Genomic DNA, 14,115 nt, shown 5'->3' with positions numbered 1-14,115 from the left:
CACGCATTTCTCACCCTGCTCCCTTGCAAGCTTGTTGGATTGCAGTAGGCTTTGAGCAGAGAATACAAGCTGAACAGAACAAGGAAATACCCCGATGCGCGTCGACTACCACCAACGACTGGTTCCTGTGATTCGCTTTTTAGAACAACACTTTAATGAACCACTCAACCTGCCAGAAGTGGCCGCGCTGGCGAACCTTTCTCCTTATCACTTTCATCGCACCTTCAAAGCCGTGCAAGGCGAGACATTGGCTGATTTCATTCGACGTTTGCGTCTAGAAGCCGCCGCCGATGACTTATTCAAATCCAAGCAACCAGTATTGAACATTGCCCTAGAGTACGGATTTTCTAGCTCACAGAGCTTAGCCAAAGCCTTCAAGCAACATTATGGCGTTACACCCACGGCCTTTCGTGACTGCGAAAACTATCAGCAGTTTTCTGAATTAGCACGAAACAGCAAGATTGGACACACGTTGCGCAAGAATGGAAACGAAGTGACACCAAGCGATTCATATACTGGCTCTGAACTCACCAAATGGAGCACGACAATGGAAACGCAAAACTTTGAAAAAGCAAAACTGGCTTACATTCGCGTAAACGGCCCTTACGGCCAAGGCTATGAAGAGCCATCAGGTCGCTTGTATCAATGGGCAGGAATGAAAGGTTTGGCAGGCAATACCTGCATCTTCATCTACCATGATAATCCTGAAATCACGCCAGACGAGAAGTGTCGCACTGATATCTGCTTGATGGTGCCAGAAGATACCGAAGTTCCGAAAGGCATTGAGCTGCAAGACTTCCCCGGCGGTCAATACGCGGTGATGCGCCAGCACATTACTGACCCGAGCCAATACTCAAAAGCGTGGGATGATGTCATGAGCAAAGTGATTGAATCCGGTATTGAGAACGACGACCGTCCTTGCTTTGAGCTTTACCACAGCTTCGACCCACAAACGCACCATGCAGACGTTAGCTTCTGCACTGCGATCAAATAAACCAAAAGCCTGCATCGTTGCAGGCTTTTTCATTTCTTATTCTGGTTGCTTAAATTCGTTCTTCCAAACGCTGTTTATCTTTTAATCCAATTACTTAGAACACGAACGAATACCTCAATATTTTCGTGATCCTACTTCGCGTTTTGACCACGCGCGTTCATTCGCTCGGCTGAGTTGGGATTCATTTCACAGATTATTCATGAAGCGAACCTAGACTGAAAAAATCCCATCGACCCCGTTCGACCTACAACGCTAGGCACAATAAAAACTAGGTACTACAGCACCTCTAGGACATTCCATGAAGAAGAACTTACTTGCCATTGCTCTTGGTAGCGTAATTGCGCTGACTGCTGCCCCATACTCTATTGCGGCTAACGATGCTGCCGTTCAATCTTCCGCCGATTACTCACAGATCGTCACTAAACGTCAAGTTGTCGACCAACTTCTCAACGACGCAGTACAAGCATTCAAATCCCCTGCGCGTATCTCGCATGCAGGTTTTACCGCCAAAATGCCGAGCAACATGGAGATTGTTACCGACCGCTTACTAGAAGCCTACAAACTTGAGCCGTACCGCACTGACCTACTGATTTCTGCAGCAAACGCGCAGATCTACAACAAGAATGCAGACCGCGCGATTGAACTGTTTGAACAAGCCCTTTCTGTTGCTCCAGACGATGTGGATTTACACGCTTACTTAGCGGTATGGCAACGCTTTGAGGGCAACCAAGCAGAATCAGCGAAACACATGGCGACGCTCACTAAGCTCAATGCAGGTAAAGCGGCAGACATCCAACGCATCTTCGACACCGTAGACCGCGTACTCGCTACGCCACTAAAAGAGAAAGCCGACAAAGGCAAATTGGATGACAAAGGCGCAATCGTCACATTGGGATACGCGCTGAACCCAGATGGTTCGATGCACCAGATCTTAGTTGAGCGTTTGGAAACGACGTTAGCAATGGCGAAAGCAAATCCAGACGCGTTGATCGTATTGACGGGTGGTGTACCGAAGAACCACAAAACCGAAGGCAAGTTAATGGCGGATTGGCTGATTGAAAAAGGCATCAGCAAAGATCGCATCATTGAAGAAAACTACGCCACCAGCACGGTAGGTAACGCCCTATTCAGCAGCTACGCATTGGCGCGTCATAACATCAAGCACGCAACCATCATCAGCTCAGCGAGCCACGTGCGCCGTGGTCAAACCTTGTTTGAAATCGCAAGCTGGCAAACTGGCCCACAAGGCATCACTTTCGACACAGTGAGCTACCCAGACAAGCCATTGAAAGACTTAACCAAAGCCAGCGATGGCGAATTGCTTGGTATCTACCGCGATGCACTGCGTACTTACGGCATGTGGAGCTACCGCTCTTACCCGCTAGAGTCGCGTTACGTATTCTCGACTCATACCAATCAAAAAAGCCTGCGCACTTGCAGGCTTTCTTGTCTTTGTGCCGTGGTAAGAGCCGCTTAAATTGCTTCGCCGTTTACCGTTACTGCCACATCAATGTTGCCACGAACTGCGTTTGAGTATGGGCAAACTTGGTGTGCAATGCGCGTTAGTTCTAGCGCTTGTTCTCGTGGCATGTCTAGCTCTACCGCTAGGCTCACTGTCAATGCAAAGCCGCCGTTGTCGTTCGGACCAATGCCCACTTGCGCTGTTACGGGTGCACTTTTCAGATTTACTTTACCTTCACGCGCTACGTGCAAAATCGCGTTAGAAAAACACGCAGAATAACCCGCTGCGAACAGTTGCTCTGGGTTAGTTGCTGCGCCTGTGCCGCCCATTTCCTTCGGGTATGACAGCTCTAGATCGAGAAGACCGTCATCTGTTTTTACTTGACCATTACGACCAGCCAAAGCGGTAGCTTGAGTTTTGTATAGAGTAGTCATGCGAGTGTCCTTCTTAATTTAAGTTGTGTGCAATTTAATTGCTTACAATCTTATATCGAAGTAAAGATCGTTTGCAACTATATTGTGCACAATTTATTTTATAACTCTCTTTCTCTGTGAGCAGGTAGGCAACGCCAATGAGCCAGTGTTACACCGACAACACCATGACCGACGACGATAAACTCTTACTCGAAAACCAAGTTTGCTTCCCGCTCTACAGCGCAGCAAACGCAGTGATCCGAGCTTACCGCCCGTTGCTGGACGAGCTTGATCTGACTTATTCGCAGTACTTAGTGATGATGGTGCTGTGGGAGAAAGACGGTGCCAGTGTGAAAGAGTTGGGGTCACAACTGCATTTGGACTCAGGCACACTCACGCCGCTGCTTAAACGCTTAGAAGCAAAAGGCTATGTAGAGCGTGGTCGCAGTGAAACCGATGAGCGTGTTCGCGTACTCAACCTAACAGAACAAGGTCGTGATCTTAAGGAACAAGCCAAGTCAGTGCCAAACGCCATGATGTGTAAAATCACCTTAGAGCTAGATGAAATGATCATGCTGAAGAAGCTGTGTGGCAAAGTGCTCGACAATCTGAGCTAACAAAATAGAAGCATCCGCTTCCTCACTTCCTATTAGAAGGAGCCTGCCGAGATGCAGGCTCTTTCGATCTTAGCGAGAAGATCTACTCAAAGTAATCATCGGTATTCTCTATTGCTAATCCGCCTTCATCTTCAATAAAACCTATCAAAGCAAACTCACTTACATCGGATTTCCCTATCAAGTGAAATAGGAAATGACTATCAATAGGATAGTTACAAGCGATTTTCCTTAAACACACTCCGATGAGAATATACTTTCCGAAAGCAACAACAGCTCAGCTTAAAACATTCAAAGGAAAGTAAATTATGATTAATACTCAAATCAAACCATTTGCAGCTACAGCGTACAAAAACGGCGAATTCGTTGAAGTAACAGAACAAGACGTTCTAGGTAAATGGGCAGTATTCTTCTTCTACCCAGCAGACTTTACGTTTGTATGTCCAACAGAACTGGGCGACCTAGCAGACCACTACGAAGAGCTACAAAAACGTGGCGTAGAAGTTTACTCAGTATCAACTGACACACACTTCACTCACAAAGCATGGCACGATAGCTCAGACACAATCGGTAAGATTCAGTACTACATGCTTGGCGACCAAACAGGCAACATCACAAACAACTTCGGTGTGATGCGTGAAGGTCAAGGTCTTGCAGACCGTGCAACGTTCCTAATCGACCCAGAAGGTACTATCCAAGCAATGGAAATCACTGCTGAAGGTATCGGTCGTGACGCAGAAGACCTACTACGCAAAGTGAAAGCAGCTCAATACGTAGCAGCACACCCAGGCGAAGTTTGCCCAGCTAAATGGAAAGAAGGTGAAGAGACTCTAGCTCCATCACTAGACCTAGTTGGCAAAATCTAAGCCACTGAAATTTAAGTTCTAATCAGTTCCCGATTTCCTTTTTCTGATTAGAACTGAATTAGAGAGCACTTCAGGTTAGATACCTTGACGACCTTCTGCCTGATTTGCTCTCTCCCCCTCAGGTTTTATCTACAGTAACCACTTTTTATTACCTATCTGAATAAGTAGGTGTGCAGTAATTGCGTAGAAAAAATCGTTTAGAACCAGGCATAGATTTTCGATAGCTAGTTACTCTAACTACAAAATCTATAACGCAGTTATCAACGATTTTAGCTAGCAAGAATGAACAAATACTTGTTTTGATTGGTAACTATTTAATTAAGGTAGTAACAACTATGTTAGACCAAGCGATCCAACAACAACTCAAACAATATCTGGCTAATGTAAAAGAAGAAGTTCGTTTAGTGGTTAGTCTAGATGAAAGCAAAGCATCGAATGACATTTTGTCTCTAGCGAACCAAATCGCAGAGATGAGCGACCTAATCACCGTTGAACGTGACGACAACGCAAGCGCACGTAAACCAGTGATGGCGGTAACTAACCCAGCAAAAGGCACAGCACTACGCTTTGCAGGCTTGCCAATGGGTCACGAATTTACCTCTCTAGTCTTGGCACTGCTTCATTCTGGCGGTCACCCAATCAAACTAGAACCAGAAGTGATTGAGCAAATCGCAGCACTAGACAAAGATCTAGACGTAGAAATCTTCATTTCACTGTCGTGTCAAAACTGTCCGGACGTGGTTCAAGCGTTCAACATGATGGCGGCGATCAACCCGAAAGTAAAAGCAACCATGATCGATGGTGGTTTATTCCAAGATGAAGTGAAACAGCGCGACATCATGGCAGTACCAAGCGTATTCGTAAACGGTGAGCTATTCGGTCAAGGCCGTATGTCTCTGACTGAAATCCTAAACAAAGTGGATGACGGCGCGAGCGAGAAAGCCGCGAAAGCACTGAGCGAAAAAGCCCCATACGACGTGCTTGTAGTCGGCGGTGGTCCTGGTGGTAGCGCAGCTGCTCTGTACGCCGCTCGTAAAGGTATTCGTACTGGCGTTGTTGCTAAGCGTTTTGGTGGTCAGGTTATGGACACCATGGCAATTGAGAACTTCATTTCGGTAAAACGTACTGAAGGTCCAAAACTGGCGACTGATCTTGCAGAACACCTAAAAGAATACGACGTAGATGTCGTGACTGAGCAACAAGCTGAGAAGCTAATGGGCGCAGCACACACAGAAGATGGTTTGATTCACATCCAACTTGAAAGCGGCGCAACGCTGAAGAGTAAGAGTGTCATCCTTAGCCCTGGTGCACGCTGGCGTGAAATGAACGTTCCGGGTGAGCAAGAGTACCGCAACAAAGGCGTCGCGTACTGCCCACACTGTGACGGCCCACTGTTCAAAGGCAAGAAAACCGCAGTTATTGGTGGTGGTAACTCAGGCATCGAAGCGGCTATCGACCTTGCTGGTATCGTAGAACACGTAACGGTTCTTGAATTCGCAGACGTACTTCGCGCAGACCAAGTGCTTATCGACAAAGCGAACTCACTACCAAACGTAGACATCATCACGATGGCGCAAACAACAGAAGTAGTAGGCGACGGTACTCGCGTAACAAGCTTGAAGTACAAAGACCGCAACACAGACGAAATCAAAGAGATTGAACTGTCAGGTATCTTTGTTCAAATCGGTCTAGTACCGAACACAGAATGGCTAAAAGATTCAGAAGTAGCGCTATCTGAGCGCGGTGAGATTGAAGTCGGTAGCCGTGGCGATACTAGCCTAGAAGGTGTGTTCGCAGCAGGTGACGCAACAACCGTTCCTTACAAACAGATCATCATTGCGATGGGTGAAGGTGCAAAAGCAAGCTTAGGCGCATTTGACTACCTAATCCGTAAGCAAGGTTAATCTCCAATTTCTTGAACACAAAGCGCACGGTGCTGTGTTTTCTTCCCCGGAAAACCAATCGGGGCACCGTGACAGCGATGAGTAACAAGAAATAAAATCAAAAAACCTAGAAGCCCAAAGACTTTGCCAGCAGATATTAACTGCTGGCTTTTTTTGGTTTGGGGAGAGGTGTAAGCAAATCTCTCAGCGCTCCGAGTTCAAACTGGAGGGAATGGCTCTACAATCACGGATAATTCAGTTCACTCCACCAGCATCACAACGCGCTGCGAATAGATTCTGAATACTCGCTTAGGCTCCTTCAGAATGACGCTGTTCGTTTAGCGTTCTCTCCCCGTCATTCCCGCGAACCTAGGTGAGACTCGGAATCTACTCACCGTAAACTCGATCGAAAATGAGTAGCACGAACAAACAAAAGGTGAAACAAGGTTGCAAGCCCCTAACCCAACTCTCAGATTCAAAGCACCAAACCCACCGAATCTCTCAATGTATCCAGATCCAAAGATATCAACCCTAAAAAATTTTAAAAAAGCCCTTTACCTAAACTTAACTTGAGGTTTTAGCATATTCATCGTTGGCTAGAAAATGACAAAAAGGAGCACCTCATGATCCAACTAGAACATATTAACTTAGTCGTGAAAGATATCCCTGAAATGCTGAAGTTTTACCAAACTGCATTTCCACATTGGTACGTGCGTGATGAAGGTAAAGGCGAATGGAGTGGCAAACCAAGAAACTGGCTACATTTTGGCGACGAGTATCAATACATAGCCATGAGTGACCACGGCGAAGGAGAAAACCGCGAGTTGAGCGGGCACCAAGTTGGGCTAGCGCATTTTGCTTATGTGACCAACAACGTCGATGCAATCATCAAAAGACTAACCGATGCAGGTTATCCGATTGCCCAACCTGGCGCTGATGAACCATACCGCAAAAATGTGTATTTTATTGACCCTGCAGGTTTTGAGATTGAATTTGTTGAATACCTGGTGGATGACCCAAAACTTCGTAACCTGACAAGCTAAAAGAGATGTAAATAATAAAACGCCAGCAGATAGTGACTGCTGGCGTTTTATTTTATCTATCAGGCTTCTTTATCGCATTAGCGCTGTTTGGCGAAAACCTGAGTCCAGTAATACCCGTAACGTGCAGAGTGATTTTCGACAAGCGACGCGCCCATCTGTTCAAAATCCGCACTCATGATATTAAGGCAGTGACCTTCACTCGATAACCACGCGTTAACGACGGCGTTAATGGTGCTTTGCCCTACGGCGACATTCTCACCAATGGCGCTCCAAGCATAACCCGTTGCGTTAACTCGATCTGACATTTTGCTGCCATCAGAGCCTGTGTGGCTCATGAAATCGCTGTTCGCCATATCGCTTGAATGTCGATAAGCGGCGCTTTCCAAATCGTAGCTCCAAGTCAGGGCCCCAACAGGTGGCATGGTGGTTGCGCCACACTGTTGTGTAGTAGAGCGGGCGCTGTTGACCGCTGCAAGCATCTGCTCGGCAAATGTGCCTTGTGACGATGTGGAACCTGTGTTTTGTGAGCCGCTTTCTGCTGGGGCTGACGACTCCCCATCGCCGCCACATGCGCTGAGAAGTAGGGCCAAAGCAGGCACTAAGATCTTAGTTGGCATTGTCTTTCCTTTATGAGTGACGAAGAGCAAACTGCGCTTTTCGATAATAACGCCCAATAAACTAACAAAAACCAATAAAAGCGCCATATAGCTTAGGGGGTTTTAACCAAAGACTCACATGAAGTTTTCAATCGCCTTGGTTCGGTCGATAAATCGGCAACGTTTCAGCCCAAGTATGGAATGGCGTTTCATCCATATCTTGTATTGCTTGAGTGATAAAATCGATGAACACCCTCACTCGGGCAGGCACATATTCCCGGTTGGCATAGAGAAGATACACGCCATTTCCTGCTTGGCGCATGCTCGGAAATATCGGCACTAAACGCCCCGCTTTAAGCCAGTCTCTCGCGATAAAATGAGGGATCTGAGTTAATCCTAAGCCTTCAGCGCAAAGCTCTGCCATGGATTCACCGTCATTTACAATATAGTTGCTTTCGGGGTCATATTCACTCGCACCGTCTGGTTCTGGCATCCGAATCGGCAACAGTTTCCCCGTTTGTTTAAAACGAAAACGAACCCAAGAATGGTCATTGAATACATCCGGGCCACTCGGAACACCATGGCGCGCTAAGTAATCCTGACTGGCACAAATGATAAAATCGATAGGGCTCAGCTGACGCACAATCAATTGACTATCGTGAACGACACCAGAGCGAATCGACACATCAATACCTTGCTCAATAATATCAACGTAGGCGTCATCGTAATGAATATCGATAGTGATGTTAGGGTAGCGGCGGCAAAACTCTTTTAATAAAGGACGAATATAGAGGCGACCGTACGAGACTGGCACATTAATCTTAAGCTGCCCTGAAAGCGCATCATTGTGACTTTTTAATGAATCCTCACATGCCGCCAGCTCCTCCAGTACAAACCTAGCAGTATTTGCGTACCTACGACCAGCTTCTGTCAGGCGGCTCTGTCGCGTAGAACGTTGAAAAAGCTGTATACCCAAATCGCTTTCAAGACGATGTATGGCTTTACTCACGGTCGAAGGGTCAGTGCCATACACTTTGGCAGCCGCAGCAAAACTACCGCCATCTAAAGTGGCAATAAAAAATCGTAGGGACCGTATCTTATCCATATAACCAATGAACTCTATTCATGAATTTTATTCACTTTAGTAAAGACCAAGTGGCTCTTCAATCACTAATTAGCCTAAATATAATGAACCTCAATAACTTGATGCTCTGTTAACGAGGAAAAAACCATGGGTAAAAACGGATTGAAGAATGCACTACAACTATTGATAGCGACACTAGTCCTATTCTTTGGGATGCTTCAAACAGCACATGCCGCAGATAAACGAATTGGTATTCTGGTTTACGATGGCGTACTGACCTCTGATGTTACTGCGCCTTTAGAGGTTTTTGGCGTCGCAAGTCGTCTCACTTGGTTTAGTGATTATGACGTGCTCACCATTTCCGTCTCAGATCAGAAAACCATCACCACTGAAGAAGGATTAAAAATTGGTGTGGATGCTTGGATTGGTGATCTGCCGGAACTCGACGTATTGGTTTTAACATCCAGCTATGACATGGATGCACTAATCGAAAATAAAGATCTCATTCACTTTATTAAAACTACCTCAAAGGCGGCAGATTGGATGGCAAGTAATTGCTCTGGCGCGTATTTGTTAGCCGAAGCTGGCCTTTTAAACGGCAAAAAAGCAACAACTTGGGCCGGAGGTGAAAACGGCTTTCAAAGAGATTACCCAGCAGTCAAAGTACAAGTCGACCAGAATTTTGTCATTGATGATGGCGTTATCACTTCGAACGGTAGCCTAGTTAGCTATCAAGCTGCTCTTAAGCTACTTCACCTTATGACTTCAGAGTCTAAAGCTCAGGAAGTCGCAGATGCCATCCAGTACTCACGCTTTTCCAACCAACCATTTTAAGCGTGTAAGAAAGAAATCAGAGTCACCCTTCGATATTTGGAAGGTTAACTCTTCGAATTTGTCTTCCTAATCGAACAACCCTTTTTATCACTGTAAAAGCGATAAAAAGGGTTGTCGTTCATCTGGCAGACACAACGTGCTCTCCAAACTTTTTATCTTAATGCTATGGAAAAACATAAACGTTACGAAGCACTGACGAAAGATCGATACCAAGAGATTTACCGTCTCGCGTATTGGTTATGCAAAGATCACCACCTTGCTCAAGATTTAGCGCAAGAAACCTTTCTGAAAGCGTGGCGATTCTTTGATAAATTAAATGACCCCAACGCCGCGAAGTCTTGGCTCATTACTATTTTGCGTCGTGAGAATGCTCGGCGCTTTGATAGAAAACAGTACGATTTTGTCGACATTGATGAGTGTGCAATACAGACAAAAACCTACCCTGGCAGTGACTACGACATGGCCCAAGATTGGCTTCAAAAACAAATGATGATTCTCGAACCCAAATACCGAGAGCCGTTGCTCTTGAGCTTAGTGGCTGGGTTGAATCATGATGAAATTGCCCAAGCCTTGAGGCTCAACCACAACACAGTGGCGACTCGATTATTCAGAGCGCGTAATCAGATCATCGCACAGAAGGAGAGTCATTAAGACACAAAAAGTAGTCAATCATGTAAACTAACTGGCTATGCTCCGGTCTATTTCATAAGTCGTTACACAACTCGACGCTTTAACGCTTTACATCAAGCGCGACTAGATGAACACTTCTTGTCAAAGTACAATAACAGCCGACATAGAGTAGAGTCAGTAAAACATTATGAGTAACACGACGGCGAAAAAGCCGAATCCCTTATTTGAAATCCTTTTCAACGTATTTATCCCTTCCTTCATTTTGATGAAGTTTAGTGGCGATGAGCATCTAGGGACAGCAATGGCGCTGGTTGTCGCTTTGCTATTTCCTATCATTTATGGCGGTATGGACCTTGTCCGTAACAAGAAATTTAACTTTATTTCTGCTCTGGGCTTTATCAGTGTTCTACTAACTGGTGGCATCGGCTTGTTAGAGCTTGATACACGCTGGTTAGCACTAAAAGAAGCCCTGATTCCTGGCCTGATCGGTTTAGCGGTTTTGGGTTCAACGTTTACCCGCTACCCACTGATGCAGAAGTTAGTACTGAATAACACAGTGTTGAATCTCGCGTTGATTAACCAACGTTTAAAAGAAAATGGTAAAACCGATGCGTTCGAACGTTGCCTTATGTCTTCTAACTACCTGTTTGCAAGTACTTTTGCGTTCTCATCTGCAATGAACTACTTCCTTGCGACTTGGATTGTGACTAGCCCTTCTGGTACTGCTGCCTTTAACGAAGAGTTAGGAAAAATGACGCTGTACAGTTACCCAATGATTGCCATCCCAAGTATGTTGATGATGTTCGGTATTTTTTATTACATTTGGCGTCAAGTACGTGCGATGACATCGCTCGAAACAGAGCAAATCTTCCATCTAAAATAGCCCAATCATTACAAGTAAACCCATAAAAAAGGGAGGATTTTATCCTCCCTTTTCTCAACAGGCTCACTGTAATTCACAGCGTCAAAATGATTTTTCCTGACACTGCTGACGAGCGTCGCTCAACCATTTCAATCGCTGTTTGAAAGTCCTCTAACGGCAGATCATATGCAACGTTTAACTTTATGTCGCTGCTAATAAAGTGTTCTAACATTTCAGCGAACACCGTCTTTCTCCCGCCTTTACCTACCGATTCTTCCCAATACCGCAAAAAGAATGTACTAAAGTCGATGTTGTTGGCCTTCATCGATTCAAAAAACTCAGGCGTATAAGGCGTTAACGACAATGTTCCGTAGTTGATGTATTGGCCATTTTCTTTCAAGGTACGAATGAGATCCGTGCCAGCCTCACCACCTATCGCGTCCAGAGCGACCGTTGGTTGTGGCAGTTGGCGCGTTTGCAGCTGCGCTTGTAAGTCTTTCTTCGCGTCCAACACTGGAATAGTATCGTACGGATACTCGTCTGGCTTTGAGGTCACAGCAATCAGTGTAAAACCCAGTGAATGGGCGAGCTGGGCAAATATCTTACCGATCGCTGACCCTGCTGCATTGATGATCACCACATAGTCTTTGTTCAACTTAGCTACTTTAGTGGTGATCACCCACGCGGTTAACGCGTTGATGTACAACTGACAGGCATAGCCGTTCTCCAAACTCTCAGGTAGCGGAAAAAGATTCTCAGGCGAGGCATCTATGTAGTATTGCCAAGTACCACTCATCGCCACCAACACCTTTTGCCCAACTTGAAGGTCAGTTTGACCAACTGCACTGACTTCCACCACACGCCCAACCGCTTCAAATCCCGGCACGCGAGGTGGTATGTGAACGCGGCGGTATTGCCCAACACCATGAATGGAAAGCAAGTCACTTGGGTTAATATTGGTGGCTTCCAGTCGCACCCGAACCTTGCCCTGAGCAAGCGGTTTGAGGGGCTCTTTTTCCAACGACAGCGACGTTTGGGGCTGACCAAAACAGAATTGATTCACTCGAGTATTTATCGTTGGTGCCATTGTTATTCATACCATGTAATTGAAATTCAAAAAGGAAGTTTCGCGACTTCTACTCAAAAGCATTAAGTGAAGTCGAAGCTCTGTATTTCTACCTGCGCGATGCGCCGTTCACTCTAAACTGTTGTGGCGTCATATCAAAATAGGCTTTAAATGCTTTGATGTAGGATGAGTCATTTTGATAACCCACTAGGTCTGCAATGGCTTGGATTGGCAACGATTCATCTAACAAAGAAAGCGAGTAAATTAGCCGAATTTGTTGCCGCCAAAGCAGAAATGAAGTGTTGAATTCCTTGGCGAACAGCCGTGATAAAGTACGCTCAGACGCCCCAATTTTCTCCCCCCACTCTTTTAGCGAACAGCTTAACGCGGGCTCGTCTGTCAATTGCTCGAAAATCAGTTTTAGTCGTCTGTCTTGTGGCAGCAATAACTGAAATGTCTGCACGTTGCTTTTCAAAATTTGATCATGCAACACCGCCAGCAAATGCAGCACTTCTTCGTGGCTTGTCTCACCTTCACACTGTCTGCGGATCTCTTGTAAAAGCTCATTTAAAAACGGCGTTAAAGCAATGGTTCTCACTTGTTGCTCGTACGTTGCGCCAAACTCAGGGTTGAGGTAAATGCCAACAAATATCGTGTTGCTTAGAGCAATCGACTCGTGTTGAACACCCGCAGGAACAAATAACGCAGAGGTGTGCGGAACCAAGTGCTGATAATGCTCAGTTTGTGTTTGCAATAACCCTTTGATAGGAAAGATGATTTGATGCCAAGTGTGTTGATGCAGCGCATCAATGTAACCTTTTGGCATGTCGATGGTTTTCACCAAAACAGGAGAATGGGGATTCGCGTCCATCATCTTATTGGAGGTGACGACGCCTGACTTCGAATCAATTTGGCGAGTTAGCATTGTTAGTTGTCTTTTCATCCCTACTCCGACACACGTTTACTAGGCTATCATGCTCCGCATCGCGAATGAAGGTAAACACTTTATCTCTCATTCAAATAATAAGGAGGTTATATGAAGAAAATCGGCGTCGTAAAAGCTGTGCTAGCAGGGAAAACCGTCCCTTATGCTCATGGAGCGCAAAGCGCAATCAACAAACAAGTGCTGCCTGAGCGCCAGCATGCAACAGAGCTTGGTTTTATCAGTGATGAGCAAGGTGATCCGCGCTTTCATGGTGGCATTCAAAAAGCGCTTCATATTTACCCAAGCGAACACTACCCAATCTGGCAACAAGAATTAGGCGAAAGACCAATTTTCCAATCCGCCGGCGGCTTTGGCGAAAACATCAGCTCCGAAGGCGTCACCGAATCCACGATTTGCTTGAAAGATAAAATTCGCATCGGCTCAACACTACTGGAAGTGTCGCAAGGTCGCATGCCTTGTTGGAAACTTAACGTACGTTTTGACCAACACGACATGGCGAGAAGACTGCAAGATACGCTTCGAACAGGCTGGTATTTCCGAGTGTTGGAAGAAGGCGATATCGGTGCAGGTGACGAGATTATTCTGTGCGAAAGACCTTATCCAGAATGGCCATTGGCTCGCATCATGGGTGCGGTTTTCACTGGCTGTTTAGATAGAGAAGAACTCACTAAGCTGTCTGAACTGCCGTTAGTCGAGTCTTGGGGCAAGTTAGTCGAGCGCCGCCTAGAAACCGGCGAAGTTGAAGATTGGGAAATGCGCTTGGTTGGCCCAACTGTGAGTTAACACCCCAAAGTAAAATTTTAAGCCACGCTCTGAACCGAC

Annotated in this window: 14 protein-coding genes and 1 pseudogene; 10 read left to right on the top strand and 5 right to left on the bottom strand. The window is 45.9% G+C overall.

The features are described from left to right. Positions 1-94: 94 nt before the first annotated feature. Complete coding sequence (locus R7190_RS00800) at positions 95-994, top strand: AraC family transcriptional regulator (RefSeq protein ID WP_042522251.1); 900 nt, start codon at positions 95-97, stop codon at positions 992-994. Positions 995-1,292: 298 nt separating this feature from the next. Continuing rightward, positions 1,293-2,387: pseudogene (locus tag R7190_RS00795) on the top strand (ElyC/SanA/YdcF family protein); the annotation flags it as partial. An 80-nt stretch (positions 2,388-2,467) separates the two neighbouring features. Here R7190_RS00795 and R7190_RS00790 read toward each other — a convergent pair. Continuing rightward, the gene (locus R7190_RS00790; protein ID WP_186585580.1) at positions 2,468-2,890 is read right to left on the bottom strand and encodes an organic hydroperoxide resistance protein; all 423 of its coding nucleotides are present in this window, start codon (positions 2,888-2,890) and stop codon (positions 2,468-2,470) included. Between the two features lie 137 nt (positions 2,891-3,027). Here R7190_RS00790 and R7190_RS00785 point away from each other — a divergent pair, with 137 nt between their 5' ends. The 4 genes from R7190_RS00785 (at position 3,028) to R7190_RS00770 (ending at position 7,275) form a co-directional block, all read left to right on the top strand. Continuing rightward, positions 3,028-3,486: a MarR family winged helix-turn-helix transcriptional regulator gene (locus tag R7190_RS00785; RefSeq protein ID WP_005383518.1), complete on the top strand. Its 459-nt coding sequence runs from the start codon at positions 3,028-3,030 to the stop codon at positions 3,484-3,486. A 305-nt stretch (positions 3,487-3,791) separates the two neighbouring features. After that, on the top strand, positions 3,792-4,349 hold the full coding sequence (gene ahpC / locus R7190_RS00780; RefSeq protein WP_005374632.1) for an alkyl hydroperoxide reductase subunit C: 558 nt from the start codon (positions 3,792-3,794) through the stop codon (positions 4,347-4,349). A gap of 335 nt (positions 4,350-4,684) precedes the next feature. Beyond that, the gene (gene ahpF / locus R7190_RS00775) at positions 4,685-6,253 is read left to right on the top strand and encodes an alkyl hydroperoxide reductase subunit F (RefSeq protein ID WP_186585578.1); all 1,569 of its coding nucleotides are present in this window, start codon (positions 4,685-4,687) and stop codon (positions 6,251-6,253) included. 602 nt (positions 6,254-6,855) lie between these two features. Next, complete coding sequence (locus tag R7190_RS00770; RefSeq protein ID WP_186585576.1) at positions 6,856-7,275, top strand: VOC family protein; 420 nt, start codon at positions 6,856-6,858, stop codon at positions 7,273-7,275. 77 nt (positions 7,276-7,352) lie between these two features. Here the strand turns inward: R7190_RS00770 and R7190_RS00765 are convergent, their stop codons facing one another. Both R7190_RS00765 and R7190_RS00760 read right to left on the bottom strand, forming a co-directional pair. Then, positions 7,353-7,892, bottom strand: coding sequence for a CAP domain-containing protein (locus R7190_RS00765; RefSeq protein ID WP_186585575.1), 540 nt, complete (start codon positions 7,890-7,892; stop codon positions 7,353-7,355). 127 nt (positions 7,893-8,019) lie between these two features. Then, positions 8,020-8,976, bottom strand: coding sequence for a LysR family transcriptional regulator (locus tag R7190_RS00760; RefSeq protein WP_186585573.1), 957 nt, complete (start codon positions 8,974-8,976; stop codon positions 8,020-8,022). A gap of 126 nt (positions 8,977-9,102) precedes the next feature. Between R7190_RS00760 and R7190_RS00755 the strand changes: the two genes are divergently transcribed. From R7190_RS00755 to R7190_RS00745, 3 genes are all read left to right on the top strand, one after another. Continuing rightward, positions 9,103-9,789: a DJ-1/PfpI family protein gene (locus R7190_RS00755; protein WP_005383525.1), complete on the top strand. Its 687-nt coding sequence runs from the start codon at positions 9,103-9,105 to the stop codon at positions 9,787-9,789. Positions 9,790-9,909: 120 nt separating this feature from the next. Continuing rightward, positions 9,910-10,440 (top strand): sigma-70 family RNA polymerase sigma factor, encoded by a 531-nt coding sequence (locus R7190_RS00750; protein WP_255209459.1) that lies wholly within the window; start codon positions 9,910-9,912, stop codon positions 10,438-10,440. Between the two features lie 166 nt (positions 10,441-10,606). Beyond that, positions 10,607-11,302 (top strand): VC0807 family protein, encoded by a 696-nt coding sequence (locus R7190_RS00745; RefSeq protein ID WP_017820075.1) that lies wholly within the window; start codon positions 10,607-10,609, stop codon positions 11,300-11,302. A 73-nt stretch (positions 11,303-11,375) separates the two neighbouring features. On the opposite strand, the gene R7190_RS00740 is transcribed toward R7190_RS00745, so the two are convergent. Both R7190_RS00740 and R7190_RS00735 read right to left on the bottom strand, forming a co-directional pair. Next, positions 11,376-12,368, bottom strand: a complete 993-nt coding sequence (locus tag R7190_RS00740) for a zinc-dependent alcohol dehydrogenase family protein (RefSeq protein ID WP_017820074.1) — start codon at positions 12,366-12,368, stop codon at positions 11,376-11,378. An 88-nt stretch (positions 12,369-12,456) separates the two neighbouring features. Beyond that, a complete protein-coding gene (locus R7190_RS00735; RefSeq protein WP_033906852.1) occupies positions 12,457-13,272 on the bottom strand; it encodes an AraC family transcriptional regulator in 816 nt (271 codons plus the stop codon). A gap of 111 nt (positions 13,273-13,383) precedes the next feature. Between R7190_RS00735 and R7190_RS00730 the strand changes: the two genes are divergently transcribed. Further along, entirely contained in the window at positions 13,384-14,076 is a 693-nt protein-coding gene (locus R7190_RS00730; RefSeq protein WP_033906612.1) for an MOSC domain-containing protein, read from the top strand. The last annotated feature ends 39 nt before the right edge of the window (positions 14,077-14,115 follow it).

Source organism: Vibrio sp. 1078-1 (assembly GCF_033340475.1).
Note: the sequence above shows the minus strand (reverse complement) of the source record. Positions and strands in the feature narration are given on the sequence as shown.

Bases quoted from the DNA above. Each gene is read 5' to 3' on its own strand.
- R7190_RS00745 (WP_017820075.1), top strand. From the start codon at position 10,607: ATGAGTAACACGACGGCGAAAAAGCCGAATCCCTTATTTGAAATCCTT.
- ahpF (WP_186585578.1), top strand. From the start codon at position 4,685: ATGTTAGACCAAGCGATCCAACAACAACTCAAACAATATCTGGCTAAT.
- R7190_RS00800 (WP_042522251.1), top strand. From the start codon at position 95: ATGCGCGTCGACTACCACCAACGACTGGTTCCTGTGATTCGCTTTTTA.
- R7190_RS00755 (WP_005383525.1), top strand. From the start codon at position 9,103: ATGGGTAAAAACGGATTGAAGAATGCACTACAACTATTGATAGCGACA.
- R7190_RS00790 (WP_186585580.1), bottom strand. From the start codon at position 2,890: ATGACTACTCTATACAAAACTCAAGCTACCGCTTTGGCTGGTCGTAAT.
- R7190_RS00785 (WP_005383518.1), top strand. From the start codon at position 3,028: ATGAGCCAGTGTTACACCGACAACACCATGACCGACGACGATAAACTC.
- R7190_RS00770 (WP_186585576.1), top strand. From the start codon at position 6,856: ATGATCCAACTAGAACATATTAACTTAGTCGTGAAAGATATCCCTGAA.
- R7190_RS00760 (WP_186585573.1), bottom strand. From the start codon at position 8,976: ATGGATAAGATACGGTCCCTACGATTTTTTATTGCCACTTTAGATGGC.
- R7190_RS00765 (WP_186585575.1), bottom strand. From the start codon at position 7,892: ATGCCAACTAAGATCTTAGTGCCTGCTTTGGCCCTACTTCTCAGCGCA.
- R7190_RS00730 (WP_033906612.1), top strand. From the start codon at position 13,384: ATGAAGAAAATCGGCGTCGTAAAAGCTGTGCTAGCAGGGAAAACCGTC.
- ahpC (WP_005374632.1), top strand. From the start codon at position 3,792: ATGATTAATACTCAAATCAAACCATTTGCAGCTACAGCGTACAAAAAC.
- R7190_RS00740 (WP_017820074.1), bottom strand. From the start codon at position 12,368: ATGGCACCAACGATAAATACTCGAGTGAATCAATTCTGTTTTGGTCAG.
- R7190_RS00735 (WP_033906852.1), bottom strand. From the start codon at position 13,272: ATGCTAACTCGCCAAATTGATTCGAAGTCAGGCGTCGTCACCTCCAAT.